This window comes from Pseudomonas sp. AC255 (genome assembly GCF_979258175.1).
Genome location: NZ_OZ409841.1, coordinates 2,806,637 through 2,832,611 on the forward strand (window position 1 = coordinate 2,806,637; position 25,975 = coordinate 2,832,611).

26 protein-coding genes and 1 pseudogene are annotated in these 25,975 nt (G+C 60.6%); 16 read left to right on the forward strand and 11 right to left on the reverse strand.

Annotation, left to right across the window (positions count from 1 at the left end; all coding sequences use genetic code 11):
- Positions 1 to 77 precede the first annotated feature (77 nt).
- Positions 78 to 992 (forward strand): LysR family transcriptional regulator, encoded by a 915-nt coding sequence (locus ACZZ0K_RS12780; RefSeq protein WP_252885784.1) that lies wholly within the window; start codon positions 78 to 80, stop codon positions 990 to 992.
- On the opposite strand, the gene ACZZ0K_RS12785 is transcribed toward ACZZ0K_RS12780, so the two are convergent.
- The 6 genes from ACZZ0K_RS12785 to ACZZ0K_RS12810 form a co-directional block, all read right to left on the reverse strand.
- Complete coding sequence (locus ACZZ0K_RS12785; RefSeq protein WP_252879892.1) at positions 993 to 1,418, reverse strand: VOC family protein; 426 nt, start codon at positions 1,416 to 1,418, stop codon at positions 993 to 995.
- A 400-nt stretch (positions 1,419 to 1,818) separates the two neighbouring features.
- Positions 1,819 to 1,965, reverse strand: a complete 147-nt coding sequence (locus ACZZ0K_RS12790) for a hypothetical protein (protein ID WP_016774259.1) — start codon at positions 1,963 to 1,965, stop codon at positions 1,819 to 1,821.
- A gap of 108 nt (positions 1,966 to 2,073) precedes the next feature.
- Positions 2,074 to 2,301: a PLD nuclease N-terminal domain-containing protein gene (locus tag ACZZ0K_RS12795; protein WP_024012535.1), complete on the reverse strand. Its 228-nt coding sequence runs from the start codon at positions 2,299 to 2,301 to the stop codon at positions 2,074 to 2,076.
- 85 nt (positions 2,302 to 2,386) lie between these two features.
- The gene (locus tag ACZZ0K_RS12800) at positions 2,387 to 2,842 is read right to left on the reverse strand and encodes a DUF421 domain-containing protein (RefSeq protein ID WP_122708230.1); all 456 of its coding nucleotides are present in this window, start codon (positions 2,840 to 2,842) and stop codon (positions 2,387 to 2,389) included.
- 7 nt (positions 2,843 to 2,849) lie between these two features.
- Entirely contained in the window at positions 2,850 to 3,368 is a 519-nt protein-coding gene (locus ACZZ0K_RS12805) for a hypothetical protein (protein ID WP_463559125.1), read from the reverse strand.
- A complete protein-coding gene (locus ACZZ0K_RS12810) occupies positions 3,358 to 3,873 on the reverse strand; it encodes a CinA family protein (protein ID WP_463559126.1) in 516 nt (171 codons plus the stop codon). The genes ACZZ0K_RS12805 and ACZZ0K_RS12810 overlap by 11 nt, the downstream gene beginning before the upstream one ends.
- Positions 3,874 to 4,038: 165 nt before the next feature.
- Between ACZZ0K_RS12810 and ACZZ0K_RS12815 the strand changes: the two genes are divergently transcribed.
- Positions 4,039 to 6,420 (forward strand): DUF3772 domain-containing protein, encoded by a 2,382-nt coding sequence (locus ACZZ0K_RS12815; protein ID WP_463559127.1) that lies wholly within the window; start codon positions 4,039 to 4,041, stop codon positions 6,418 to 6,420.
- A 5-nt stretch (positions 6,421 to 6,425) separates the two neighbouring features.
- On the opposite strand, the gene ACZZ0K_RS12820 is transcribed toward ACZZ0K_RS12815, so the two are convergent.
- Positions 6,426 to 7,439: a LacI family DNA-binding transcriptional regulator gene (locus ACZZ0K_RS12820; RefSeq protein ID WP_463559128.1), complete on the reverse strand. Its 1,014-nt coding sequence runs from the start codon at positions 7,437 to 7,439 to the stop codon at positions 6,426 to 6,428.
- A 205-nt stretch (positions 7,440 to 7,644) separates the two neighbouring features.
- Here ACZZ0K_RS12820 and ACZZ0K_RS12825 point away from each other — a divergent pair, with 205 nt between their 5' ends.
- From ACZZ0K_RS12825 to ACZZ0K_RS12835, 3 genes are read left to right on the forward strand one after another with little or no spacing between them, the layout of a single operon-like run.
- A complete protein-coding gene (locus tag ACZZ0K_RS12825) occupies positions 7,645 to 8,808 on the forward strand; it encodes a Gfo/Idh/MocA family protein (protein ID WP_463559129.1) in 1,164 nt (387 codons plus the stop codon).
- Positions 8,798 to 9,880, forward strand: coding sequence for a sugar phosphate isomerase/epimerase family protein (locus tag ACZZ0K_RS12830; protein WP_258707959.1), 1,083 nt, complete (start codon positions 8,798 to 8,800; stop codon positions 9,878 to 9,880). Before ACZZ0K_RS12825 ends, ACZZ0K_RS12830 begins: the two co-directional genes overlap by 11 nt.
- 42 nt (positions 9,881 to 9,922) lie before the next feature.
- Positions 9,923 to 11,161, forward strand: coding sequence for a nucleoside permease (locus ACZZ0K_RS12835; RefSeq protein WP_217850056.1), 1,239 nt, complete (start codon positions 9,923 to 9,925; stop codon positions 11,159 to 11,161).
- A 79-nt stretch (positions 11,162 to 11,240) separates the two neighbouring features.
- On the opposite strand, the gene ACZZ0K_RS12840 is transcribed toward ACZZ0K_RS12835, so the two are convergent.
- A complete protein-coding gene (locus ACZZ0K_RS12840) occupies positions 11,241 to 11,537 on the reverse strand; it encodes a hypothetical protein (protein ID WP_056784752.1) in 297 nt (98 codons plus the stop codon).
- A 1,032-nt stretch (positions 11,538 to 12,569) separates the two neighbouring features.
- On the opposite strand from ACZZ0K_RS12840, the gene ACZZ0K_RS12845 reads away from it, so the two are divergent.
- The gene (locus tag ACZZ0K_RS12845) at positions 12,570 to 13,406 is read left to right on the forward strand and encodes an AraC family transcriptional regulator (RefSeq protein ID WP_258707957.1); all 837 of its coding nucleotides are present in this window, start codon (positions 12,570 to 12,572) and stop codon (positions 13,404 to 13,406) included.
- A gap of 54 nt (positions 13,407 to 13,460) precedes the next feature.
- Positions 13,461 to 14,054 (forward strand): LysE family translocator, encoded by a 594-nt coding sequence (locus ACZZ0K_RS12850; RefSeq protein ID WP_258707956.1) that lies wholly within the window; start codon positions 13,461 to 13,463, stop codon positions 14,052 to 14,054.
- Here ACZZ0K_RS12850 and ACZZ0K_RS12855 read toward each other — a convergent pair.
- Positions 14,051 to 14,821 (reverse strand): AraC family transcriptional regulator, encoded by a 771-nt coding sequence (locus ACZZ0K_RS12855; protein ID WP_258707955.1) that lies wholly within the window; start codon positions 14,819 to 14,821, stop codon positions 14,051 to 14,053. The genes ACZZ0K_RS12850 and ACZZ0K_RS12855 overlap by 4 nt on opposite strands.
- Before the next feature lie 221 nt (positions 14,822 to 15,042).
- Here ACZZ0K_RS12855 and ACZZ0K_RS12860 point away from each other — a divergent pair, with 221 nt between their 5' ends.
- From ACZZ0K_RS12860 to ACZZ0K_RS12880, 5 genes and pseudogenes are all read left to right on the forward strand, one after another.
- A complete protein-coding gene (locus ACZZ0K_RS12860) occupies positions 15,043 to 16,668 on the forward strand; it encodes an APC family permease (protein ID WP_258707954.1) in 1,626 nt (541 codons plus the stop codon).
- 22 nt (positions 16,669 to 16,690) lie between these two features.
- Positions 16,691 to 17,617, forward strand: a complete 927-nt coding sequence (locus ACZZ0K_RS12865; protein ID WP_258707953.1) for a 4-hydroxyproline epimerase — start codon at positions 16,691 to 16,693, stop codon at positions 17,615 to 17,617.
- A gap of 53 nt (positions 17,618 to 17,670) precedes the next feature.
- On the forward strand, positions 17,671 to 18,618 hold the full coding sequence (locus tag ACZZ0K_RS12870) for a dihydrodipicolinate synthase family protein (protein WP_116657459.1): 948 nt from the start codon (positions 17,671 to 17,673) through the stop codon (positions 18,616 to 18,618).
- Positions 18,619 to 18,681: 63 nt separating this feature from the next.
- Positions 18,682 to 20,273: pseudogene (locus tag ACZZ0K_RS12875) on the forward strand (aldehyde dehydrogenase (NADP(+))).
- Positions 20,263 to 21,516 (forward strand): NAD(P)/FAD-dependent oxidoreductase, encoded by a 1,254-nt coding sequence (locus ACZZ0K_RS12880; protein WP_258707951.1) that lies wholly within the window; start codon positions 20,263 to 20,265, stop codon positions 21,514 to 21,516. Before ACZZ0K_RS12875 ends, ACZZ0K_RS12880 begins: the two are co-directional and overlap by 11 nt.
- Here ACZZ0K_RS12880 and ACZZ0K_RS12885 read toward each other — a convergent pair.
- The gene (locus ACZZ0K_RS12885; RefSeq protein ID WP_041480600.1) at positions 21,513 to 21,722 is read right to left on the reverse strand and encodes a hypervirulence associated TUDOR domain-containing protein; all 210 of its coding nucleotides are present in this window, start codon (positions 21,720 to 21,722) and stop codon (positions 21,513 to 21,515) included. The genes ACZZ0K_RS12880 and ACZZ0K_RS12885 overlap by 4 nt on opposite strands.
- A 164-nt stretch (positions 21,723 to 21,886) precedes the next feature.
- Here ACZZ0K_RS12885 and ACZZ0K_RS12890 point away from each other — a divergent pair, with 164 nt between their 5' ends.
- The 3 genes from ACZZ0K_RS12890 to ACZZ0K_RS12900 all read left to right on the forward strand — a co-directional run bounded on the left by ACZZ0K_RS12890 (position 21,887) and on the right by ACZZ0K_RS12900 (position 24,139).
- Entirely contained in the window at positions 21,887 to 22,114 is a 228-nt protein-coding gene (locus tag ACZZ0K_RS12890) for a hypothetical protein (protein WP_258707950.1), read from the forward strand.
- 148 nt (positions 22,115 to 22,262) lie between these two features.
- Entirely contained in the window at positions 22,263 to 23,312 is a 1,050-nt protein-coding gene (locus tag ACZZ0K_RS12895) for an NAD(P)-dependent alcohol dehydrogenase (RefSeq protein ID WP_258707949.1), read from the forward strand.
- 128 nt (positions 23,313 to 23,440) lie between these two features.
- Entirely contained in the window at positions 23,441 to 24,139 is a 699-nt protein-coding gene (locus ACZZ0K_RS12900; RefSeq protein ID WP_423661618.1) for a tRNA (adenine(22)-N(1))-methyltransferase, read from the forward strand.
- A gap of 194 nt (positions 24,140 to 24,333) precedes the next feature.
- Here ACZZ0K_RS12900 and ycaC read toward each other — a convergent pair whose 3' ends face one another.
- On the reverse strand, positions 24,334 to 24,963 hold the full coding sequence (gene ycaC, locus ACZZ0K_RS12905) for an isochorismate family cysteine hydrolase YcaC (protein WP_016774235.1): 630 nt from the start codon (positions 24,961 to 24,963) through the stop codon (positions 24,334 to 24,336).
- 290 nt (positions 24,964 to 25,253) lie between these two features.
- Between ycaC and ACZZ0K_RS12910 the strand changes: the two genes are divergently transcribed.
- Positions 25,254 to 25,964, forward strand: a complete 711-nt coding sequence (locus tag ACZZ0K_RS12910) for an SDR family NAD(P)-dependent oxidoreductase (RefSeq protein ID WP_016774234.1) — start codon at positions 25,254 to 25,256, stop codon at positions 25,962 to 25,964.
- The last annotated feature ends 11 nt before the right edge of the window (positions 25,965 to 25,975 follow it).

Consider the following 25,975-nt stretch of genomic DNA (forward strand, 5'->3'; position numbering starts at 1 on the left):
AAATTGGCAACCATCGCTTTTTTCGATGGCAAAGACGCGGCACAATCGCCGTCTCGCTCAACCTCGGAGTACACCGCGTGCGCTTCTCACTCGATCAGTTGCTGATGTTCGTCCAGGTGGTGAAAAGCGGCTCGTTCTCCGCCGCCGGGCGCAAGCTGGGCAAGACGCAATCGACCATCAGCGCGGCGATCGCCAATCTGGAAACCGACCTTGGCGTCGAGTTGTTCGACCGCAGCAATCGCAGCCCTGCCCTCACCGCCAGCGGGCATAAATTGCTGGTCCAGGCAGAGGCAGTACTGGAGCGCTGCATGACCTTCGAGGCCCACGCCGATTGCCTTTCCGATAGCGTCGAACCGAGCCTGACCCTGGCGATTGAAACGCCGTACGGCCCGATCATGCCGGTGCTGCAGGCTTTCGAGCAGGCCTTCCCGTTTGTCGATCTGATCATTCGCCACCCGGTCTACGGCGATGTCAGCGAACTGGTCAGCAGTGGCGAGGCGGTGCTGGGCGTGGCGTTTTCGCAGCCGGGCTATCCCCGGGAACTGGCGTTCCAGCAACTGGGCAAACTGATCATGCTGCACGTCTGCCATCCCGATCATCCGCTGGCGCAACTGGACAACGTCACGTTCGACGATTTGCACGTGCATCGGCGCCTGGCGTTCAGTGCGCACGCCAGCAAACTGCCGAGCAGTGAATACCTGCGTTCGACGCAGCTGTGGCAAGCGGAAAGCTATCTGGCCCTGCTGGAAATGGTCCGCGCCGGCCTCGGCTGGGCGACCCTGCCGCGCCAGCTGATCCAGCGTGAACTGGGCAATGGCGAACTGGTCGAGTTGCAGCTGTCGGCGTACCCGCATACCGACTGGCAAATCGGCGTCGACCTGTTATGGGCACGCCAACGGCCACTAGGGACGGCCGAGCGCTGGCTTAAGGAAAAGCTGCAGGCCAACAAGGTCTATGAGCGCGATCGCAACGGGCAGATCACTACGCTGTGATCATTTGGCAAACACCTGACTCATGTCTTTGAACGCCTTGAATTCCAGCGCATTGCCGCAGGGGTCGAGCAGAAACATGGTCGCCTGTTCGCCGACCTGACCCTTGAATCGAATGTAGGGCTCGATCACGAATTGCGTGCCGAATGACTTCAGTCGCTCGGCCAGTGCCTCCCATTGCTGCCACTCTAAAATGATGCCGAAGTGCGGGACCGGTACGTCGTGACCGTCTACCGGGTTGCTATTAACGCTTTCCTGGGCAGCCGTTTTCGGCTGTTCGTGGATGACCAACTGGTGGCCGTAGAAGTTGAAGTCGACCCATTGCGCGCTGGATCGGCCCTCGTCCAGGCCGAACACTTCACCGTAAAAACGGCGGCAAGCGGCAAGATCGTAGACCGGGATGGCGAGGTGGAAAGGTGAAAGGCTCATAGGCACTCCGGTAGTCGCGTTGCTGGACGACATGGCAACGGCGTACCGCTGCCTATCGCGGATGGAAAAACAGCCTAGATCAAAAACCCGCCAGACGCCGACCCGACATGTCACAAGAAGGCGCGGCTATCAATACGCGCCACGGCTATCCGCCCGGTTTCACTGCCCGCGCCTGACAACCTGTCGGTGACAATCCGCCGGGCTCAGGACAGCACCGGCTCTGGAACGTACGACAATGGTTTCAACGGACTCGGCCCCCTCGTTGTCGAACAGCACCGACTGCTCCTCGCCTTCCGCAAACAGAAAGCGCTCGCGAAGATGGAGCATCAGTCAGCACAGAATTGTCTGACCTGACGCCTTCGCGAGCAGGCTCGCTCCCACAGGTTGTTGCCAAGTGGAGCTACTTGCCCTCCTCAGGCTTCTCGGTCTGCATCTGCACCGACGGTTTGCTTTTGTCACCGTCCTTGTTGGGTGCATCGTTGGAATCGAAACAGCCGCTCAACAGAAACATTGAGCAGAACCCCAGACATACGCAGATTTTCTTCATGACAATCTCCTTTCAGCAGTGGTATTGCTACCCGGTTCAAGCTTGACCTAGCATCGTTTACCTTCTTCCGGGATGTGCGCGAATTCATTACAGGACTGCATCGGGCTCTCAACCCTTACTGTGCTCCGGCGACGAAGGCCCTTCCTTGACGCCGCGCGGGCCAGCGATCCCCCACACGATCAGGCCGAGCACCGGGAAGACAATCAAGCCGATCGCCCAGGCGGCTTTGACGCCGACGCTCTTGTTGCTGCGAAACACGCTGACAATCGCCCACAGGTCGACCAGCAGAATGATCACCGCCACGGCGATGGAGAAGTAACTCGCTGCCTCGTTCATTTGGCAATCCTCCGATGACTTGTAAGCATTGGGCTGCGGGGCTTTTTCAGCGTTCAAAAAATTGCGCGTGCGCGGCGCCAAAGCCTCAGCCACCTTCCGGATCCTGGCGGATCACGGAAATCTTGCCGTTGCGCTCGATGATTGCGAATTTGATCTGGTCGATGGTTTCTATGCCCTGACTGGAGCGCGCCGCCTCCATGACATCCGCCTCGACCAGCCGCGCATGACGCAGGCGTCGGTGCAACAGTTTGCCATTCTCGACAATGATCGTCGGTTCGCCATCAATCAGCCGCGAGATCCAGCTGGAACGCTGCTTGAGCAAAGAGAACCCAACGTCGATGGCGATCAGGGTGATGATCACCAGAAACGCATTGGTCAGGGAAAAATCATCCCCGAGCAGCGCTTGCTGGGTGGCTTCACCGATGATCATCAGCAAGACGAAATCAAACGTCGTCAGCTCGGCCAACGAACGCCGACCGGCAATTTTGAACAGCACCATCAGTGCCAGATACATCGCGAGTGCGCGCAACACCGAGTCCATGGGTCACCTATGGATAAATGAATTGAGTGAGCATCACTTCGCTCGAGCCCGGCGCGCGGATATGACTGCGAAACAGCCCCAGTCCGTCGCCGCGCAGGGTCAGATAAAGCGTTGCCTGGCCCTGCGTATCCGCCTGCAACCACAAACGCATGCCCTGCGCTGAGCTGCGCATACGCACCGGCGCCGGCTGCATGGTTTCGATGCTGAAGCCATCGAGCATCTCGCCGCCGATGTCCAATTCGACGGTAGCTTCAGGCGTCGCGTGCACGCTGAGTTTCAGCGGGTTGGTCGAGCCGTTGCGGTGGAACATCTCGTACTCGACCTGGACTTTGCCATCGTCGCTGCGGGCGTCCTGCGAACTGAGCACGCCCCGGGAAAACAGCCCCAACAGACCCAGCAGCATGCACAGCACCAGCAGATACCAACCGATGCGCTCGAAGCGCCAGACCTTCAGTTGATAAGCCATGTCCTCCTGCACCGGGAACTGCCGACTGCGCAGATCGGGATGGTCGGCGTCAGTCTTCATCGGCGCCACCCTCCTCGCCGCGCAAGGCGCGACGGTGATAGTCCGGCAACTGCTGCAGGGCGAATTCAGAAGCGAGGGTCTGCACTTCACTGCGCGATCCGGCAAACCATTGTTGGATGCTGAACAGAAAATGTTGGTCATCGAACTGAAACGCCCAGGCGAAACACACCGTGCCGGCCTTGATGCCGTCCATATCATCGGGTCCGAGAATGCCGGTGGTGGCGACGGCGACGTTGGCCGTGCTGTCGCGCAATGCACCGATGGCCATTTCACTGGCCACTTCAACGCTGGTCAGATTGAAGGTTTCCATGGTCGCCGGGCTGACGTGGAGCAAGCGCTGCTTGGCTTGCGGCGAATAGACCACGTAGCCGCATTCGATCAGCTCGCCGCTGCCGGGCACTTCCGACAGCAACATGACGATTTCCCCGGCCGTGCAGGATTCGGCGGTGGTGATGATCAGCGAATGTTGGCGCAGGTATTCAATCGTTTCCTTGGCGATGGACATGGCACGCTCTCGAAGCTGTTATTGCCGGTTGACCGCCCGCTGCGCTGATCATTCCGCTGGACTGGATGAGCGTACAAGCGCCTCTTGCCGAGAAAGTTTTCCGCCCCATTCGGCGCGATCACCTACCCTCATAGACTGTGTGATCCACTTGAGCCCGCCGCCCCCATGCGTTGTTCATTCAAGTCGTTGTTTTTGATTCTGTTGCTGCTGCTGATGCCGGGCAGCGCTGCGCCGTGGGCAGCGGAGCCTGCCGCGCCGGCAAACTCCGGCGCTGCACCACTGCCGGTAATTTCGCAAAGCGATCTGCAAGCCCTGCAACAACGCCTCGACGGGCTCAAGCAGCAGATTTCGGCGGCAAACAATTACAACCAGCTCGAAGGCCCGCAGGATCGAGTGCAGGCGTTCATTCTCGATGTCGATCGATTGTCGGCAGCGCTGTTGCCGCAACAGGCGCAACTGGCGGTGCAACTGGGCGTGCTCGGCACCGCTCCAGACGCTGAGGTGGCTGCCGAGCAAGCCGATATCGTCGCGCAGCGGGCCGCGCTGGCGGAACAGAAAAGCAAGGTCGACGGCACCCTGAAAAGCCTCGCCGCACTGAAACAGAATGCCGCCGACCTGATCACGCAAATCGCCGGCATTCGCCGCACGCTGCTGGAAAGCGAACTGACCCTGAGCACACGCAGCGTGTTGAGTCCGCAGTTCTGGGCGCCACTGATCAATCCAAGCGAGGACGACCGCGAGCGGCTGCGACTGTTCGTCGAGCAGGTGGGCGACGTCTGGGCCACGGTATGGGCGCCGGGCGAGCGTTTTTACACCTGCGTGCTGGTGCTGCTGGCGTTGCTCGTCTGGACCTTTGGCCGGCGTCTGGCTGAGCGCGGGCTGACCTGGTTCTGCATTCATCGCGTGGCGGAGGGCCGACTGCGCCGCAGTGCCTTGGCATTTGCTTCAGCCATCGCGACCTTCATCACAACCGCCATCGCCCTGAAACTGCTGTTTTACGCCTGCACTCGCCACGACGCCCTGCCGCCGGTGCTGGAAACCTTCTCCGAAGAGTTCGAGAAAGTCGTTTATGCCTGCGTGCTGATCACCGGGCTCAGCCGTGCATTGCTGTCCACCGAGCACCCGTCGTGGCGCCTGCCGGCAATTGCCGATCCGGTGGCGCTGGCCCTCAAGCCTTATCCGCGAATCCTCGCCTGCGCGTTGCTGGTGTTGGTGACGCTGGTGCAAGTCGCCAATGCCACAGGCATGAGCAGCCACATCGTGATGGCCGGGCGCGGCGTGATTTCCATGGTGGTGCTGGCGATCATCGGCACGATGCTGTTGCGCGTCGGCAAAGTGCGCAAGGCCTTGGTCGCAGCCAATGACCCATCGGCGACCAACAGCGTGTTCGCCGGGCTGATCTACAGCGTCGCCAGTCTCTCGATGTTGGTGACGGCTATTGCGCTGCTGGCCGGCTATGTTTCGCTGGCACGGTTCATCAGTTATGAGCTGGTGTGGGGCTATGTCGTGCTGTCGGGCTTCTACTTGCTGATTCAGCTGGTCAAGGACGCCTGTGAGCACCTGTTTTCACCGAAACACGCGAGCGGCCAGGCGCTCAAGCAATTGCTCGGGGTCAGCGATCGGCGCCTTGAGCAGACCTCAATCCTGTTGTCCGGCGTCAGCCGCGCCGGCCTGATGCTGATGGCGCTGATTTCGTTGTTTGTCGGCGGCATCGGCACCACGCTCGGCCAACTGGTCACCAACATCATGTCGATTCTTGGCGGCGCCGGTTTGCGCAAGCTGAATATCGTCCCCGGGCACCTGCTCAATGCGCTGCTGGCGCTGCTGATCGGCATCTGGCTGATCCGTACATTGAGCCGCTGGCTCGACAACGAATTCCTGCCCAAGACCGACATGGACCCGGGCATGTGCGCGTCGCTGAGCACGCTGTTCTCCAATATCGGCTACGCCTTCGTGATTCTGCTGACGCTGTCGTCGCTGGGCGTGCAGTGGACCAATCTGGCGTGGATCGTCAGTGCGCTATCCGTCGGTATCGGCTTTGGCTTACAGGAGATCGTCAAGAACTTCGTCTCCGGCCTGATTCTGCTTACCGAGCGCCCGGTCAAGGTCGGCGACCTGATCAGCATCAGCGGCGTCGAGGGCGACATCCGCCGGATCAACGTGCGCGCCACGGAAATCCAGCTCAGCGACCGCTCGATTGTGATCGTGCCCAACTCGCAGCTGATCTCGCAGAACCTGCGCAACGTTACCCTCGGCGGCAGCGCTCAGGGCGTGGCATCGCTGGAGCTGGTGTTTCCGCTGGATATCGATCCTGAGGAGGTCAAACAACTGCTGCTGGATGCGTATCACGAGAACGAGACCATCCTCGATAAACCGGCGCCATTCGTGCGTTTCAGCAAGTTGTCGCCGGACGGCATAACCCTCACGGTCACCGGCTATGTGGGCAGCCCGAGGATTGTCGGGCTGACCAAGAGCGATTTGTTGTTTGAAGTGTTGAAGCGGTTGGGCGCGGCGGGGATTGCGCTGGCGAAGCCGCCAGCGGCGTGATCCGGTTAGCGCTTGCCCGAGTTGTCGATGCGGGCCGTGCTGCTGCGTGGCGTCAGCTCGAACGGCAGGACGACATGCCTTTCTGCCAGCGGCCGTTTTTCGATCAGGGCAATCAACATCTCGACCGCCTTGGCCCCGAAGGCCTCGGCTGGTTGCGAGATGGTGGTCAGCGGCGGATCGCAGAACGCAGCCATGGGAATGTCATCGAAACCCACCACTGAAATATCCTCGGGCACACGCAGCCCCGCTTGCCGGATGCGCTTGAGTGCGCCGATGGCCATTTCATCGTTTTCACAGAACAGCGCACTCGGTCGCTCGGCCAATGCGAGCATCTTTTGCGCGCCGGCAAAACCGGCCTCGAGGCTGAAATTGCCATGGCAGATCAGTGCTTCATCGATGGCAATCCCGGCTTCGCGCAATGCCGCTTCGTAACCCGCCAGTCGATCCAGGGTCAGCGGGCTGTTTTTCGAGCCCTTGATCAGGCCGATGCGTCGGTGCCCCAATGCGATCAGATGTTCGGTCATGGCTTTGGCGGCGGCAACGTTGTCCAGGCTGATGGTTGGATAACGCCCGGCCTTGAGCACTTCGCAAGCATTGACGATCGGCGGCCGATCGGCGTCGGGCGGTGCATTTTCGAACGGATCGTAAGCGCGCAACTGGATTACGCCGTCGGCCTGATAGGCGTACACCAGCTCGGCGAATTGCCGCTCCAGTTCTTCCCGGCCCTGAGTGTCGCAGAGCAGCAAGCGATAGCCAGCCGCCTGCGCCGCCTGCTGCGCGCCGCTGATGACCCGGGCAAAAAAGGTGTTGGCGATAGTCGGCACCAGAATCACCAGATTGCCGGTGCGCCGCGAGCGAAACTGCACGGCCATCAGGTTCGGCCGATAGCCGGCCTGTTCCACGGCGGCCATGACGCGCTCACGGGTTGGCGCGAGCACGCGCTCAGGGGACTTCAACGTCCTCGACACTGTCGCCACGGAAACGCCAGCCAGCCGAGCCACTTCGCGGATATTGGACAAAACCACCTCGTTGTTTCATGCCGATCAGGCGCGGAGCTTACCGCAGGCAACGAGCGATCGAAACGCTGTCGATCATCCGCTGCCATTTGACACCCGGCTATTTCACGCCTAGATTTCGCCCACGATGTAACCGGTTACATCGCTCATCAGCATTGCATCCAGCTACCGAGACGACCGCCATGTACGCTGCCGCAAAAAAACAAGAATGGGTTTTGTCGGAGGCGGTGAAGGTTCATTTATCGCCCGCGCCCACCGGCAAGCCGCCGGCCTCGACGGACGCTTCGAACTGGTCTGTGGCGCGTTCAGCCGCGACTCGGAGAATAATCAGCGCACCGCTGCGACCCTGGGAGTGTCCGCCGAACGTTGTTACGACGATTGGCAAACCCTGCTTACCCGCGAGGCCGCCCTGCCCGCCGAGCAACGCATGCAACTGCTGGTCATCGTCACCCCCAATCATCTGCACGCACCGATTGCCCGTGAGGCATTGAGCGCTGGTTTTCACGTGTTCAGCGAGAAACCCGCGGCGCTGAACCTCGCCGAGGTGCAGGCGCTGCATTCGGTGGTGATCAACAGCCAGCGAATTTACGGGCTGGCGCACACCTACCTGGGTTACGCGATGGTCTGGCAGGCCCGCGAAATGGTCGCCAGCGGCGTGCTCGGGCACGTGCGCAAAGTCATCGTCGAGTACCCGCAAGGCTGGCTCAGCACCGATGTCGCCGGGCAGGGCAACAAACAGGCCGGCTGGCGCGACGATCCGGCGCAATCCGGGATCGGCGGCTGCATCGGCGACATCGGCACCCATGCCTTTTCCCTCGCCGAGTTCGTTGCCGGCCAGTCGATCCAGTTCATCAGCGCGATGCTTGGCGCCCATGTCGAGGGGCGGCACCTGGATGACGATGTGGCGATGCTGTTCAAAATGAGCGACGGCGCCAGTGGCGTATTGCTCGCCAGTCAGGTCTGCGCCGGTGAAGAAAACCCGCTGAAGATCCGCGTCTACGGTGACAAGGGTGGGCTGGAATGGCGTCAGGAAGAGCCGGCCAGTCTGATTCATCGACCGTTGAATGAACCGATGCGCATTCTGCGATCCGGAGTCGGTCAGCCGTGGTTGTGTGACGCTGCCAGTCAGCGCATGCGCCTGCCCGCCGGGCATCCCGAAGGTTATCTGGAAGCGATGGCCAACCTGTACGGCGATCTTGCCGAGGCGATTGTTCAAGGCTTCGAAGGCCATCAGGCCCCGGGCGTACCGGGCATCGAGACCGGACTGCGCGGCATGACCTTCATTGAAACCGCCATCGCCAATCACCTTGGCAATGAAAAGTGGAGCGAGATACCCGGCCCACTGACAGGAGCCCAGCACAATGAACAGTGATCAGCAAAATTCGACTGGCCTGAAAGGTCCGGGGATTTTCCTCGCGCAATTCATCGCCGACGAAGCGCCTTTCGACTCCCTCGCCAACATCGCCGAATGGGCAGCCTCGCAAGGCTACAAAGCCATTCAGGTACCGACCCTCGGCACGCGGTTCATCGATTTGCAGCGCGCCGCTGAAAGTCAGGATTACTGCGACGAACTCATAGCCGTCTGCGCCCGCGCGGGTGTAGTGATCAGCGAGTTGTCGACGCACCTGCAAGGACAATTGGTCGCTGTGCATCCGGCGTTCGACAGTCTGTTCGACGACTTCGCCCCGCCAGCGCTGCGCGGCAAGCCGCAGGAGCGCACCGAGTGGGCCATCGAGCAGTTGAAACTGGCGGCCCGTGCCAGCCAGCGTCTCGGACTCAAGGCCCATGCGACCTTCTCCGGCGCCCTGCTCTGGCCCTACGTCTATCCATGGCCGCAACGTCCGGCCGGTTTGGTCGAGCAAGGTTTCGCCGAACTGGGCAAGCGCTGGCTGCCGATCCTCGACTGCTTCGAAGAGGCTGGCGTTGATCTGTGCTACGAAATCCATCCCGGCGAAGACTTGCATGACGGCGCGTCGTTCGAGCAGTTTCTTGAGGCGGTGAATCATCACCCTCGCGCCGCGATTCTGTATGACCCAAGCCATCTGCTGCTGCAGCAAATGGACTACCTCGGCTTCATCGACCGTTACCACCAACGCATCCGCATGTTCCACGTCAAGGATGCCGAGTTCCGCCCCGATGCGCGCTCCGGCGTCTACGGCGGTTATCAGGGTTGGGTCGAGCGTCCCGGGCGCTTCCGCTCGCTGGGCGACGGCCAGATCGATTTCAAATCGATCTTCAGCAAACTGTGCCAATACGACTTCAACGGCTGGGCCGTGCTCGAGTGGGAGTGCTGCCTGAAAGACGCCGCGCAGGGTGCGGCGGAAGGCGCGGCGTTCATCGAGCGACACATGATCCGCAAGACCGCCAAGGCCTTCGACGATTTCGCCGGGGTCAGCGCCGATGCCGCTTCCAACCGGCGCTTGCTCGGCCTGACCGACGACTGATTCATCCGCGTTACCGACATAAAAACAATACGGTGATCTGAAATGAACGTAATGAATGCGCGACTGAGCGTGATGATGTTTTTGCAGTTCTTTATCTGGGGCGGCTGGTTCGTCACCCTCGGCACTTTTCTGGCCACCACGCTCGCTGCCAGCGGCGGCCAGGTCGGCATGGCCTTCGCCACGCAATCATGGGGTGCGATTCTGGCGCCGTTTGTCATTGGCTTGATTGCCGACCGGTTCTTCAATGCCGAACGCATTCTGGCGGTGCTGCATCTGCTGGGCGCGGTGCTGCTCTATCAGCTCTATCGCGCCGCAGACTTCAGCGCGTTTTATCCCTATGTGCTCGCCTACATGATGGTCTACATGCCGACATTGGCGCTGGTGAACGCCGTGGCGTTCCGCCAGATCAAAGACCCGGCGCTGGAGTTCTCGCGCATTCGCGTATGGGGCACAGTGGGCTGGATTGTCGCCGGTGTGGTGATCAGCTTCGTGTTCGCCTGGGACTCGCAACAAAGCATCGCGGCGGGAGGCTTGCGCAATACGTTCCTGATGTCCGCCGTCGCGTCGCTGTTGTTGGGGCTTTACAGCTTCAGTCTGCCGAACACTGCGCCGCTGAAAAGCGCAGCGGGCTCATCAAGCCTCAAGCAGATGCTCGGCGTCGATGCGTGGGGTTTGCTCAAGGATCGCAGCTATCTGGTGTTCTTTCTCGCCTCGATCCTGATCTGCATTCCGCTGGCCTTCTATTACCAGAATGCCAATCCGTTTCTCGCGGAGATCGGCGTGACCAACCCGACAGCGAAGATGGCCATCGGTCAGGTGTCGGAAGTGCTGTTCATGTTGCTGTTGCCGCTGTTCATCCATCGTTTCGGCATCAAGATCGCCCTGCTGGTCGGCATGGCTGCCTGGGCGTTGCGTTACGTGCTGTTTGCCTTCGGCAATAACGACGATCAGGCATTCATGCTGCTGATCGGCATTGCCCTGCACGGCGTGTGCTATGACTTCTTCTTCGTGTCCGGGCAGATCTACACCGATGCAAAAGCACCGGAACGCTTCCGCAGTTCGGCGCAAGGTCTGATCACCTTGGCTACGTACGGGTTGGGCATGTTGATTGGTTTCTGGATCGCGGGACGGATTACCGACCACTTCACATCAAGCGCGGGGCATGACTGGAAAAGTATCTGGCTGTTCCCCGCCGGTTTTTCCGTGGCGGTGTTGCTGTGTTTCTGGGCGACATTCAAGAGCCGCGATCGCGACAAGGCTGTGCTGCCGAGTGCGGTTTAGAGCAGAGTTCTAATGCATGAACAGAACGAATGCCGCCTGTGGTTGAGGCGGCATTCGTTATCGATGCTCATCGTTGCGCTCAAGCGGTGCGACGTTCGAGCAGACGGTCAGCGCCACCTTCGGCGACCCGATTGCCTTGCAGATGATCGGAGCCATCAGAGGCTACTGCATCGCTGAACAGTGGATCGGTTTCGGTGGCGGCAACTGCGTCGCTGAATAGCGGGTCGGTTTCGGTGGCGGCTACTGCGTCGCTGAACAAGCGGTCCGTTTGAGTGGAGGCGATCGCGTCGCTGAACAGTGGGTCGGTTTCGGTGGCGGCGAAGGCATTCAGTGCAAAAACCGAGAAAGCGATACCGAGGATAGTCTGGCGTTTCATGATGGTGTGCTCCGAGGTGCAGTGGTTGGGTATGGAGTCGATCTTACGCCGCGCTATGGATATGAGAACTTCATTGACTTAATGGTCGTTATTGACGCAATCAATGATCGAGCTAAGCAAAAATAGCTGCTTATCTAACCTTTAAGCTGTCACTTACTGGTCCAAACGAAACGCCCTACAACGTCCAAGGCACAAAACTGACCAATCGTATTTTTGACAGCTTTACGCAAGCAAAAAAAGACCCGAATCGATCGAAACCGAAACGGGTCTTTCCCACTCAGACGACCCTTATTTCAAGTCGTCAAAGTGATCTCGCAGGAACTCGTAAAAGCGCAAAGCTTTCAACAATCTCCATACAAGGCTCAGCGTACGCAGCAAAAGCTTCATACGTTTTGGCCTCCAGGGCTGGCGGCCAAACCTCCAGCAAACTTACCGGACCATGCGTGCCTTCAGCCGACTGGCTAGGGTGGCTAGTGAGGCGGCCGGTTGAAATCCCTCCGAGACAACATTCCGGCGCGGGTGCGAATCCGCGTCAGAGGGCGTGAAACCTTTTGCGCCCCCAGCCAAACCTCTCCGCCGCTCTATCAGTTGAGCGCGGGCATATTAACCTGAAAACTCCAGGACAAAAGCGCCGCTCACACCGTTATTCATCAAACGCCGCCACGCCTTTGTTAAATGTTATTTCTGCCAGACAAATTTCAACAAACATAAACATATAAATTCTTCGCAGGGCCGAAGACGCACTTGTTTCGAACGCCTGTTCAACCGTTGCAAGGAACGGTAAAACTCCATACCATGGCAATCCTGGTTAGGGTGGCTGGTGAAGCACCTGGCTTCGATCGCAAATCGAGGCCTGCTAAAAAACCGCCCCGCGAAGGCGGTTTTTTTCGTCTGCGTTTTCTGGTCCCACCCCATCCAGGACACATTGCCTGACTCGATCCCCCTGCGCCCCTGCACAAATCTTCTAAACACTCTCCTCCCCCACGCGGTATTTTAAAAACGCCCAAGCCAACCGCCCTATGGAGTCCTCCCATGGACACACGCAACTGGATCTCCCTGTCCCAGGATGTCGATACCGGGATCGAGTCGATTCGTGCGCATTTCCGTGGGCATGCCTACGATCCGCACTGGCATGACAGCTTTCTCGTCGGCGTTACCGAGCAAGGCGTCCAGCAATTCAACTGTCGCCGGGTGCGTCATCGCAGTACGCCGGGGCATGTGTTTCTGCTCGAGCCGGGAGAAATCCACGATGGCCATGCGCCGACCGAGGACGGCTTTACCTATTCGATGCTGTATCTGGATCCGCACTGGCTGGAGCGCGAACTGCACGCGCTGTTCGAAGAGGCGCCCGCCGACGGTCAGCCAGGCTTTGCCGACACCCTGAGCCACGATCCGCGCCTGTCGACTGCGATCGTGCAAGCCTTCCACGCGTTACATGACGGCGATCTGCGCATCGTCCGGCAGACTGCGCTGGATGGCCTGCTGGCGTCCCTCACCCGCCACCTCGACTGGCGCAAGCGTCAGCACTTCGATCCGCGCCTGCCACTGGTTGCCCAGGTTGCGCGGGACTATCTGCATGCCCACACCTATGAAGACATCGGCCTCGACGACCTAGCGCAAGCCTGTGGCGTTGATCGCTTTCGCCTGACACGCGCGTTCAAGGCGGCGTTCGGTCTGGCACCGCACGCTTACCTGATCCAGTTGCGCCTGGCCAAGGCGCGGCAATTGCTCGCACGCGGCGAGACGCCAGCGCAGGTCGCCAGCGTGCTCGGTTTTGCCGATCAAAGTCATCTCGGTCGCTGGTTCCGCCGCGCCTATCAATTGACCCCTGCGGACTACCGCAAACGCTGCTCAAATCTTCCAGACTGACGCCCTCCGCCTGACGATCATGGTGTCCTGTTTCGACTTTCAGGAATTTGCACCATGGCTTCTTTACTGCCCTTTCTACTATTTGCTTTCGTTGCCTCGATCACGCCGGGGCCGACCAATATTCTGGTGCTGAGCCACAGTTCGCGGCGCGGATTGATTGCCACGTTGCCGATCATTTTTGGCGCCTGTGCGGCGGCGGCGCTGATTGTGCTGGTGGTCGGGCTCGGCGCTGGCGAAACCCTGTTGCGCTTTCCGCGCGTGCAGCAAGCGATGGCCTGGGCTGGCGTGCTCTGGTTGAGCTGGCTGGCGTGGCAGATCTTTCGCAGCCCGCCGCCATCCCTGGACCCGAAATCGCAGGAACAAAGCTTGAACGTATTCGGCGCGGCGCTGCTGCAATTGGTCAACCCGAAGGTGTGGATGATGGCTGTGGCGGTGGTCAGCGTATTCGTTGGCGGCGGCGACAAAACGCTGCGCCTGCTGGCGTTGTCGCTGGCATTTCTGCTGGTGTCACTGCCGTGCATGACGCTCTGGGCGCTTCTCGGCGTTGGCAGCGCGCGCCTGCTCAGCTCACCGCAGGCGTTCAAGCGCATGAACGCGGCACTGGCCCTTCTTCTGCTGCTCTCGGCATGGCTGGCCGTGTTGATCTAATGCCCGGTCGCATGGCGATATTCGCGTGGTGTAAACCCGGTCGAGGCCTTGAACTGACGGGTGAAAGCGCTGTGATCGGTGTAGCCGCATTGCAGCGCAACCTCGGTAATCGGCAAGTCGCTGTGCAGCAATCGATGCGCGTGTTCCAGGCGGACTTTCTGAATCATCTGCCGTGGTGTCAGGTGGAAAACGCGTTTGCAGTAGCGTTCCAGTTGCGCCACGGAAATCCCGGCGATCCGCGTCAGTTCACTCAGCGTCACCCGCCGGTTGAAGTTGCCGCGAATGTATTCATCGACAGCCGCCAGGCGCTCGAACGCCGGGTGGGTTTCACTGGCTGACTGCAGATCCACCGAGATCCCCACCAGACCGATGATCGTCCCGTCACGGTTGTAGATCGGCCTCTTGTGGGTCAGGCACCAGCCCGGTTCGCGACTGCCATACAGATGCAGTTCGAGCTGATCCTCCAACACGAAACCTTCCTCCAGCACCTTGCGATCCTGCTCGGTATAACCCGGCCCCAACTGCGCCGGGAACACCTGCGCACTGGTTTTGCCGAGCAACGGGCGCAGGTCCTTCAAGCCACAACGCTGCACCAGCGTACGGTTGGCCAGCACATAACGCGCTTGCAGATCCTTGATGAAGATCGCCGCATTGGGGATCACATCGAGTATCGGCAACAGCTGCGCGGCACCCGCGACCATCTCTTCGAGGGTCTGCGCACGCAAGCCGTCATTGCCTTGGCACAGGATCGAAAACGCTGACTGCATCAAAGACTTCCCCTCGAATTGAACCACCGCAAATGTCACTCGCCAGCAGATTGCAGCAACGTCGCGACCCTGTCGAGGCCGCGCATTCATCGGTGCCATTGTGCTGAATTCGTCATCGATCCCGGCATAAAACATCAATCGCCGCCACTGCCGGGCGGTGCAAAGTCTGCTCGTCCCCGTGACACAACTGCCTATCCAATAACTCACAAGAAGGCGATGCCATGTCAGGCCAAGGCAAGTTCAAAAAACAGCTTTCATTGATCGACCTCACCTTTATCGGACTCGGCGCGATCTTCGGCTCCGGCTGGTTGTTCGCCGCCAGCCATGTCTCGGCGATTGCCGGTCCGGCGGGGATTTTTTCCTGGCTGCTGGGCGGTTTCGCCGTGTTGCTGCTGGGTATCGTCTACTGCGAACTGGGCGCCGCATTACCCCGTGCCGGCGGCGTGGTGCGCTACCCGGTTTATTCCCACGGTCCGCTGCTCGGCTACCTGATGGGTTTCATTACGCTGATTGCGTTTTCCAGTCTGGTGGCGATCGAAGTGGTCGCCTCGCGCCAATACGCGGCGGCATGGTTTCCCGGTCTGACCAAGGCTGGCAGTGGCGATCCGACGATCCTCGGCTGGCTGGTGCAGTTCGGCCTGCTCTGCGTGTTTTTCCTGCTCAACTACCGCAGCGTGAAGACCTTCGCCAAGGCCAACAATCTGGTCAGCGTGTTCAAATTCATCGTTCCGCTGCTGGTGATCGGCGTGCTGTTCACCTTCTTCAAACCGGAGAACTTCCAGGTTCAGGGATTCGCCCCGTTCGGCTTGTCGGGCGTCGAGATGGCGGTCTCCGCCGGCGGAATCATCTTTGCCTATCTGGGCCTGACGCCGATCATTTCCGTCGCCAGCGAAGTGAAGAATCCACAGCGCACCATTCCCATCGCGCTGATTCTCTCGGTACTGCTGTCGACCCTGATCTACGTGCTGCTGCAAATGGCCTTTCTCGGCAGCATCCCGACGGAAATGCTCGCCAACGGCTGGGCCGGTATCAGCAAGGAATTCGCCCTGCCCTATCGCGACATCGCCCTGGCGCTCGGTGTCGGCTGGCTGGCGTATCTGGTGGTCGCCGATGCGGTGATCTCGCCGAGCGGCTGCGGCAACATCTACATGAATGCCACGCCGCGAGTGATCTACGGCTGGGCGCAGACCGGAACCTTCTTCAAGGTCTTCACCCACATCGATGAAAAGTCCGGCATCCCGCGTCCGGCGCTGTGGCTGACTTTCGCCCTGTCGGTGTTCTGGACCCTGCCATTCCCGTCGTGGGAAGCGCTGATCAACGTGGTGTCCGCCGCGCTGGTGTTGAGCTATGCGGTGGCGCCCGTATCGGTTGCGGCGCTGCGGCGCAATGCGCCGGACATGCCGCGCCCGTTTCGGGTCAGGAGCATGGGCCTGCTTGGGCCGGTGTCGTTCATCATCGCCGCGCTGATCGTCTACTGGTCGGGCTGGAACACCGTGTCGTGGCTGCTCGGCCTGCAGATCCTGATGTTTGTCATCTACCTGTTCTGTGGCCGCTTTGTGCCCACCGCCCATCTGAGTCTGGCGCGTCAGGTGCGTTCATCGGCGTGGCTGATCGCCTTCTACGCGGTGACCATCGTGCTGTCGAAACTCGGCACCTTCGGTGGCCTGGGCATCCTCGCCCATCCGTTCGACACGATCGTCGTCGCCGCTTGCGCCACCGGCATTTACTACTGGGGTGCAGCAACCGGCGTGCCTGCCCATCTGCTGCGCATGGACGACGAGGACGAAGAAAGCGAAAGCCCTGCGCCCTCGTCCACCGTCAACGCCCGCCCCGCCGGCGCCTACTGAAATCATCCAACGGGATCTCTCCATGAAACGAGTACACGTCATTGATTCCCACACCGGCGGCGAACCGACACGGCTGGTGATGAGCGGCTTTCCCGAGCTGTCCGGCAAAACCATGGTCGAGAAACGCGATGCCTTGCGCAACCAGCATGACCAGTGGCGGCGCGCCTGTCTGCTCGAGCCACGCGGCAACGATGTGCTGGTCGGCGCGCTCTATTGCCCACCGGTATCGGCGGACGCCACTTGCGGGGTGATCTTCTTCAACAACGCCGGATACCTGGGCATGTGCGGCCACGGCACCATCGGCCTGATCAATTCGTTGCAGCATCTGGGGAAAATCCAGCCGGGCGTGCACAAGATCGACACACCGGTGGGGCAAGTCAGCGCGACGCTGCACGACGATGGCTCGGTCACTCTGGGCAACGTGCCCGCCTACCGTTATCGCAAACAGGTGCCAGTGGACGTGCGCGGTTTTGGTCGCGTAGTCGGTGATATCGCCTACGGCGGCAACTGGTTTTTTCTGGTTTCCGAGCATGGCCAGACCCTGACCATGGACAACGTCGAACACCTGACGGCGTACACCTGGGCGATGCTCAAAGCGCTGGAAGATCAGGGCATCTGTGGCGAAGACGGCGCGGTCATCGACCACATCGAACTGTTCGCCGATGACGATCAGGCTGACAGCCGCAACTTCGTCATGTGCCCCGGCAAAGCCTATGACCGCTCACCATGCGGCACCGGCACCAGCGCCAAACTTGCCTGCCTGGCAGCCGACGACAAGCTGCAACCGGGCGCACCGTGGATCCAGGCGAGCATCACCGGCAGCCAGTTCGAAGGCCGCTTCGAATGGGAAGGCGAACGCATTCGCCCGTTCATCACCGGCCGCGCCTACATGACCGCCGACAGCATCTTGCTGATCGACGAAACCGACCCATTCGCGTGGGGCATCTGAGCCGCCACGCCGACTTTTCCCTCGAATAAAACGAAATGCCAAGGAGTTGAACCATGAGCGACAACATCTTCACCGGTTGCATGCCGGCCCTGATGACCCCGTGCACCGCCCAGCGCAAACCGGACTTCGATGCGCTGGTGAGCAAGGGGCGCGAGCTGATTGATATCGGCATGAGCGCCGTGGTCTATTGCGGCTCGATGGGCGACTGGCCGCTGCTGACTGAAGCCGAGCGTCAGGAAGGCGTGGCGCGCCTGGTCGCCGCCGGGGTGCCGACCATCGTCGGCACTGGTGCGGTGAATACCCGTGAAGCGGTTTCCCACGCAGCGCATGCGGCGAAAGTCGGCGCGCAAGGCTTGATGGTCATTCCGCGCGTGCTGTCACGTGGCGCTTCAGCCACCGCGCAAAAGGCCCACTTCGCCGCGATCCTGCAAGCCGCACCGAACTTGCCGGCGGTGATTTACAACAGCCCTTACTACGGCTTCGCCACCCGCGCCGATCTGTTTTTCGAACTGCGCCGTGAATACCCGAACCTGATCGGCTTCAAGGAATTTGGTGGGGGCGCGGACCTGCGCTACGCGGCCGAGAACATCACCTCCAAGGATGACGACGTGACGCTGATGGTCGGTGTCGACACGCAAGTGGTGCACGGTTTCGTCAACTGCAACGCTACCGGCGCCATCACCGGTATCGGCAACGCCCTTCCTCGCGAAGTGCTGCAACTGGTCGCGCTGAGCAAGCAGGCCGCGCAAGGCGATGCCAAGGCCCGGCGTCAGGCACGGGAGCTGGAATCGGCATTGGCAGTGCTGTCATCGTTCGACGAAGGCTGTGATCTGGTGCTGTATTACAAGCACTTGATGGTGCTCAACGGCGACAAGGAATACACCCTGCACTTCAACGAAACCGATGTGCTGAGCGACTCGCAACGGCGCTATGCCGAGAAGCAGTATTCGCTGTTCCGTCACTGGTATGAAAACTGGTCCGCCGAGCAGAACTTCGCCTGACCGCCACCTGCCGCGGATCGTCACGACTCGCGGCAGGCCTCGCTCATTTCACAGGAAGACACCATGACTCTGACGGGCAACATGCTGATCGGCCAACAATCCGTGACGGGCCATCGTCCAGCCATTCGCGGGATCGATCCGGCGACCAACCAGGCACTTGAACCGCAGTACGCCGGGGCATCAGCCGAACAGGTGGAACAGGCCTGCGCCCTGGCCTGGGCGGCGCAAGACGCGTATCGCGAAACCAGCCTGAGCAGCCGTGCGGCATTTCTCGAAAGTATTGCCGAGCACATCGAAAGCCTTGGCGATGAAATGATCGAACGCGCCCACGCCGAAACCGGTTTGCCGCGTGCACGCCTTCAGGGCGAACGTGGCCGCACCTGCTCGCAATTGCGCCTGTTCGCCCGTACGGTACGCGCGGGTGAATGGCTGGATGTGCGCGTCGACAGTGCGCAACCGCAACGCCAGCCACTGCCGCGCTCCGACCTGCGGCAACGACAGATTGCCTTGGGGCCGGTCGCGGTGTTTGGTGCGAGCAACTTTCCCTGGCATTTTCCGTGGCCGGTGGCGACACCGCTGCGGCATTGGCGGCTGGTTGCCCGGTGATCGTCAAGGCCCACAGCGCGCATCCGGGCACCAGCGAACTGGTCGGCCGCGCAGTAGCGCAAGCGGTCAAGGCCTGCGCTCTGCCCGAGGGCGTGTTTTCCTTGTTGTCCGATTCGGGGTACGAAGTCGGCATCGCATTGGTCAGTGATTGGCGCATCAAAGCCGCTGGTTTCACCGGCTCGCGCGCTGGCGGTCTGGCCTTGATGAAAGCCGCGCAAGTGCGGCCGGAGCCGATTCCGGTGTATGCGGAAATGAGCTCGATCAACCCGGTAGTGCTGTTTCCTGCCGCGCTGGAAAATCGGACGCAGGCGTTGGCCGAAGGATTTGTCGCGTCGCTGACAGTGGGCGCCGGGCAGTTCTGCACCAACCCGGGATTGCTGATTGCCCGCAAAGGCCCGGCGCTCGACGGGTTCCTCGGCGCGATAGCGGAACTGATCCCGCGCAGCGCGGCGCAAACCATGCTCACGCCCGGCATCTTCGGCGCCTATCAAGCAGGCGCGACGGCTTTGCAAGACAATCCCCGTGCACGCGCGGTAGCGGTTGGCCAAGTCGGCGGCGGCCCGAATCAGTGTCAGACGCATGTCTTCAGCACCGATGCAGCGGATTTTCTTGCCGATCGAAGCTTGCAAGCCGAGGTCTTCGGCGCGACAGCGCTGATCGTGCAATGCAGCAGTGACGAAGAAATCCGTCAAGTCTGCGCCCATCTCGAAGGTCAACTAACCGCGACATTGCACATGGATGACGCCGACCTTGCTTTGGCGCGCGCGTTGCTGCCAACCCTGGAACGCAAGGCCGGGCGCTTGCTGGTCAATGGCTGGCCGACCGGCGTGGAAGTCTGCGATGCGATGGTGCATGGCGGGCCTTACCCGGCAACCTCGGATGCGCGCAGCACCTCGGTGGGCACGGCGGCGATCCTGCGTTTCCTGCGGCCGGTGTGCTATCAGGATTTCCCCGACAGCCTGCTGCCGACGGCGCTGCAACAGACCAATCCGCTAAACCTTCGGCGCTTGCTCGATGGCCAACGGGAAGCGACACACCATGGCGAATAATCCTTCGCACGACATCGCGGTGGTCGGCGCCGGGATCATTGGCGTGGCTTGCGCACTGCGCCTGGCCCGCCAGGGTTTGCGCGTGGTGGTCATCGATCAGCAGGAACCGGGGCATGGCGCTTCGTTCGGCAACGCCGGACATCTGGCCACCGAGCAAGTCTTTCCTATCGCTGACGTGTCGATCCTCAAGCGCTTGCCGGCCATGTTGATGGACCCGATGGGGCCGCTACGCCTGGACTGGAAATACCTGCCGCGCGCCCTGCCGTGGTTCACCCGCTTGCTGCTGAATCTGCGGCCTGAGCCTTTTCAGAAAACCGTCGCCGGCTTGCGCGCGCTCAACGAAAGCAGCCTCGACGCGTGGCAGCGCTTGCTCAGCGATATCCAGCGCACTGATCTGCTCAAGGTTGACGGCTCGTTACTGGTCTTCGAAAAACCTGAATCCCGGCAGGCCATCGAAGCCTTGCAGGCGCGACTGCATCAGCAGCAGGTGCCGGTGGACTATTGGCAGGCGGGGCCGATTCGCGAAACGGCGCCGCAGCTCAGCGAACAGATTCAGGGCGGACTGTTTTTCCCGCGAACCGGGCATTTCCTTGACCCCTATCGGGTGGTTCGTGCACTGGTCGAGGCGGCGCGCAGCAGCGGCGTGAGTTTTCTCAAACAGCAGGTTCAGGGCGGCTACGTGCAGGAAAACGGTGTGCTATTAGTCACCGGTAATGGCGGCGTAACGGCCGGCCGCGTGTTACTGGCCTGCGGTGCGCATTCGGCGAAACTCACCGCCGCGCTGACTGGCAAGCAAGTACCGTTGGACACCGAACGTGGCTATCACCTGATGCTGCCCAACGATCATGATCGCCTGCCCTTCCCCGTCACCTCGCTGGAACGCAAATTCATCATGACGCCGATGCGCGATGGGCTGCGCCTGGCCGGCACGGTCGAATTCGCCGGATTGGAGCGGCCAGCGAACATGGCGCGCGCCTGGCAGTTGCAGCGCCTGAGCCAAGGCCTGTTTCGCAAGGACCTGAACGCTGATGGCGCCACACCGTGGATGGGCTTTCGCCCGTCGCTGCCGGATTCGCTGCCAGTGATTGATCAGGTTTGCGCCGGCAAGGTCTTGCTTGCCTTCGGTCATCAGCATCTGGGCCTGACGCAGGCGGCGGTGACGGCGGAATTGATCGGGCAGATGGTCTCAGGCGCCGCTCTCGCGTTGCCAAATGTCGATGCCTACCGACTGGCACGTTTCTAAGCGTGCTTCAGCGCGTCGCCGTGATGCATGGCCAGGTGGCCGGTCTTGTCGCTCTTGACCTCGTATTGCGGCGCGTCTTTCGAGGCTGGCCGGTGGCGGCCCATGAACTCGGTGTCGCGGGTGTGCACCTTGACCACTTTGCCGTCGATCTCGCCGGCCTCGGAATTCCAGCGCACCGCATCGCCGACTTTGAATGAGCTGCTCATCATTGCGTCCTCGCCTCTGGCTGTTGGTTTATGGAGCCGCGCGCGTCGGAGAAATTCCGCTTTTTTGCGAGGCGACCGAAGGCAGACAAAAAAATCGAACGGCGAAAATCACCCGCACCTCCAACCTGCACAAGCCGTAGAAAACGGCCATGACGAGGTGTGAGATGAATAACGATCAAGGCAAGCAAGGTGACGATCCGCTCCCAACCACGCCCGACCCGCTGAGTCCGGGGCGTACCGAGGTCGATCCGATGAAGGAACGCGGCATCGACGAACTGCCCGACAACGAAGGCGAAATCCCGCTGGACGATGACAGTACCGGGCTGGATCCGGAGCGCGTACGTCAGGAAACCGATAACGCCGAAATGGACGTTCAGCCCAATCCGCGTTGAGCCTGAACAGGCAGCCGTCGCCATACGGCTGCCTGTCGGTTGCGCAATCAACAGCAGAATCAGGCAAGCATTTCACAGAAATGCACTACTTCGCGCTCCGACCCAGGCGCAACAATAGGCGTCCGACAACCCCATGGAGGATGCTCACATGCTCGTACAAGCCTACGGCGCCCACGCTGGCGACAAACCCCTTGAGCCCATGCAGATCAACCGCCGTGCTCCGGCGGCGCACGACGTGCAGATCGATATTGCCTTCTGCGGCATCTGCCATTCCGACCTGCACCAGGTGCGCGCGGAATGGGCCGGCACGCAATTCCCTTGCGTCCCCGGCCACGAAATCGTCGGCCGCGTCTCGGCGGTCGGCGATCACGTCAAGGACTACAAGGTCGGCGATCTGGTCGGTGTCGGCTGCATCGTCGACAGCTGCCAGCACTGCGATGACTGCGAATCCGGTCTGGAAAATTACTGTGACGGCATGATCGGCACCTACAACTTCCCGACCCCGGACGCACCGGGCTGGACCCTCGGCGGTTACTCGCAAAACATCGTCGTGCACGAGCGCTATGTGTTGCGCATCCGTCATCCCGAGGCGCAACTGGCCGCCGTCGCGCCGCTGCTCTGCGCCGGCATTACCACCTACTCGCCGCTGCGTCAGTGGCGCGCTGGCCCTGGCAAGAAAGTCGGCGTGGTCGGCATCGGCGGCCTGGGTCACATGGGCATCAAACTGGCCCACGCCATGGGCGCCCACGTGGTGGCGTTCACCACTTCCGAATCCAAGCGTGAAGCGGCCAAGGCTCTGGGCGCGGACGAAGTGGTGGTGTCGCGCAATGCCGAGGAAATGGCGGCACACGCCAAGAGCTTCGACATGATCCTCAATACCGTCGCAGCGCCGCACGATCTTGACGCCTTCCTCGTCCTGCTCAAGCGCGATGGCGCGTTGACCCTGGTCGGTGCGCCTGCCTCGCCGCATCCGTCGCCGAACGTGTTCAACCTGATCACCAAGCGGCGCACCATTGCCGGTTCAATGATCGGCGGCATTCCCGAGACCCAGGAGATGCTGGATTTCTGCGCTGAGCACGGCATCGTTTCCGACATCGAGTTGATCCGCGCCGATCAGATCAACGAGTCCTACGAGCGCATGCTCAAGGGCGATGTGAAATACCGCTTCGTCATCGACAACGCAACGCTCGCCGGCTAAGCACAAGCGCCCATCGGCAGCGCAATGCTGCCGATGGCTCGAGTAATTCCATCGCGTAATTGACAGCGCCAGCGTTGCTCGCCAGAGTCGCACCCTTTTTTCCACCGCAGGGTGAACAGGGGTTTGCGTTGAACCAACAGACATTGTCCATGCGTCTTGAGCGCGTCGCCGCCCATGTGCCGCTTGGCGCGAGACTGGCCGATATCGGCTCCGATCATGCTTACCTGCCGGTGGCCTTGCTGCGCCGGGGCCTGATAACAGCAGCGGTCGCTGGCGAGGTCGCGTTGACGCCGTTCCACGCGGCGCAACGCACCGTCAATGACAGCGACCTGCACGGCCAGATCAGCGTGCGCCTGGCCGATGGTCTGACGGCAATCAAACCTGGCGACGCCATCAGCGCCATCACCCTGTGCGGCATGGGCGGCGAAACCATTCGCGATATTTTCGACAGTGGTAAAGCACATCTCAGCGGCCACGAACGCTTGATCCTGCAGCCCAACGGCGGCGAGCAAGCGCTGCGCCAGTGGTTGATGGATAACAGTTACCGGATCGTTTGCGAAGAAGTGCTGCACGAAAACCGTTTCGACTATGAAATCATCGTTGCCGAGCCAGCCATTGAACCGCTGACTTACAACGCCAGGGAACTGTTTTTCGGACCGCTGCATCTGCAGGCGCGCGGCTCGGCATTTCTGCACAAATGGCAACGCAGGCTGAAGCAGCGGCAAAAGACGTTGGGGCAGTTTACGAGAGCGCAACAGACGTTGCCGGAGGACAAAATTCTTGCGCTGAAGCAAGAGATGCAGTGGATCAGTGAATTGCTCGGGTGACTGTGCCGCCGTCTTCGCGAGCAGGCTCGCTCCCACAGGAAATTGCATTTCTCCTGAGGGGAACACGGTCCACTGTGGGAGCGAGCCTGCTCGCGAAAGCGGTGGGTCAAGCTACAGAGCAACCAAGTTGGCCGCAGCCGTCGGAAAAACAAAAAGCCTGCTGTTAAAAGCAGGCTTTTTCGTGGGTGGTGAACTTACTTCTGCTGCGTCAGCGCCGAGTAGCTGTTCATGAGGTTGCGGTAGTTGGGAATGCGCTGCGACAGCAGGTTACCCAGACCTTCAATATCGTTGCGCCAGTCGCGGTGCAGCTCACAGGCCACCGAGAACCAGTTCATCATCTGCGCGCCAGCCTGAGTCATGCGGCTCCACGCGGCTTGTTGAACAGTGGTGTTGAAAGTGCCGGACGCATCAGTCACCACGAACACATCAAAACCTTCCGCCAGCGCCGACAGGGTCGGGAACGCTACGCACACATCCGTTACCACACCGGCAATGATGATCTGCTTGCGCCCGGTGGCCTTGATCGCCTTGACGAAGTCCTCGTTGTCCCAGGCGTTGATCTGGCCTGGACGAGCGATGTATGGCGCGTCCGGGAACATCTCTTTCAGCTCCGGCACCAGCGGGCCGTTCGGGCCTTGTTCGAAGCTGGTGGTGAGGATGGTTGGCAGGTCGAAGAACTTGGCCAGATCCGCCAGCGCCAGCACGTTGTTCTTGAACTCGTTCGGCGAGAAGTCCTGCACCAGCGAGATCAGACCGGTCTGGTGGTCAACCAGCAGCACGATAGCGTCGTCTTTGTTCAGGCGGTTGTAGGTTGGAGTGGTCATGGTGTGCGTCCCTTTTCAAGTTTGGAGTTTTGTTGTTGCGTTCAAGTTGGGTACAGATTACTGACGCACAGCAAAGGGATAAATCGGCTGAAAAGCGTTTCACCGTCCACCTGAACAGGACAATCGAAAACGGCTCACTCCTAAAAAAGCGCGTGCAGGCCGTTCTGATTAGATACACCGAAGTACAAATGATGTACCTCAGCCCCCATTTATCAACTCCACACAACTTCCTAAAGTCTCCTCCAACAGCCACCCGCCATCCTGACGGGCCAGCGACAGAGGAAATCATCATGAGCACATCGAAAAAAGTAGTTGTCATCACCGGCGCCTCGCAAGGCATTGGTGCAGGTCTGGTCGAAGGCTTTCGCGCCCTTGGCCATCAAGTGGTCGCAACCTCGCGCTCGATCAAAGAGTCGAGTGACCCGGATGTGCTGACCGTTGCCGGCGACATTGCCGATCCGCAAACCGCCGAGCGCGTGATTCGCGCCGCCGTCGCCCGCTTCGGTCGCGTCGATACGCTGGTCAACAATGCCGGGATCTTTCTGGCCAAGCCGTTCACCGCTTACAGCCAGGCGGACTATGCCCAGGTCGTGGCGACCAACATGAGCGGCTTCTTCTACATCTCGCAACTGGCCATCGCCGAGATGGAAAAACACGGCAGCGGCCACGTCGTCAGCGTCACCACCAGCCTGGTCGATCATGCAATCGACGGCGTGCCTTCGGTTTTGGCGTCGCTGACCAAGGGTGGCATCAACGCCGCGACCAAATCCCTGGCGATCGAGTACGCCAAGCGCGGCATCCGGGTCAACGCGGTATCGCCGGGCATCATCAAAACGCCGATGCACGCTGAGGAAACCCATCAGGCGCTGGGCAGCCTGCACCCGGTCGGCCACATGGGGGAAATCGACGACATCGTGCAAGCGATCCTCTACCTCGACGGGGCAAATTTCGTCACTGGCGAGATCCTGCATGTCGACGGTGGCCAGAGCGCTGGCCATTGATCGAAACCCTG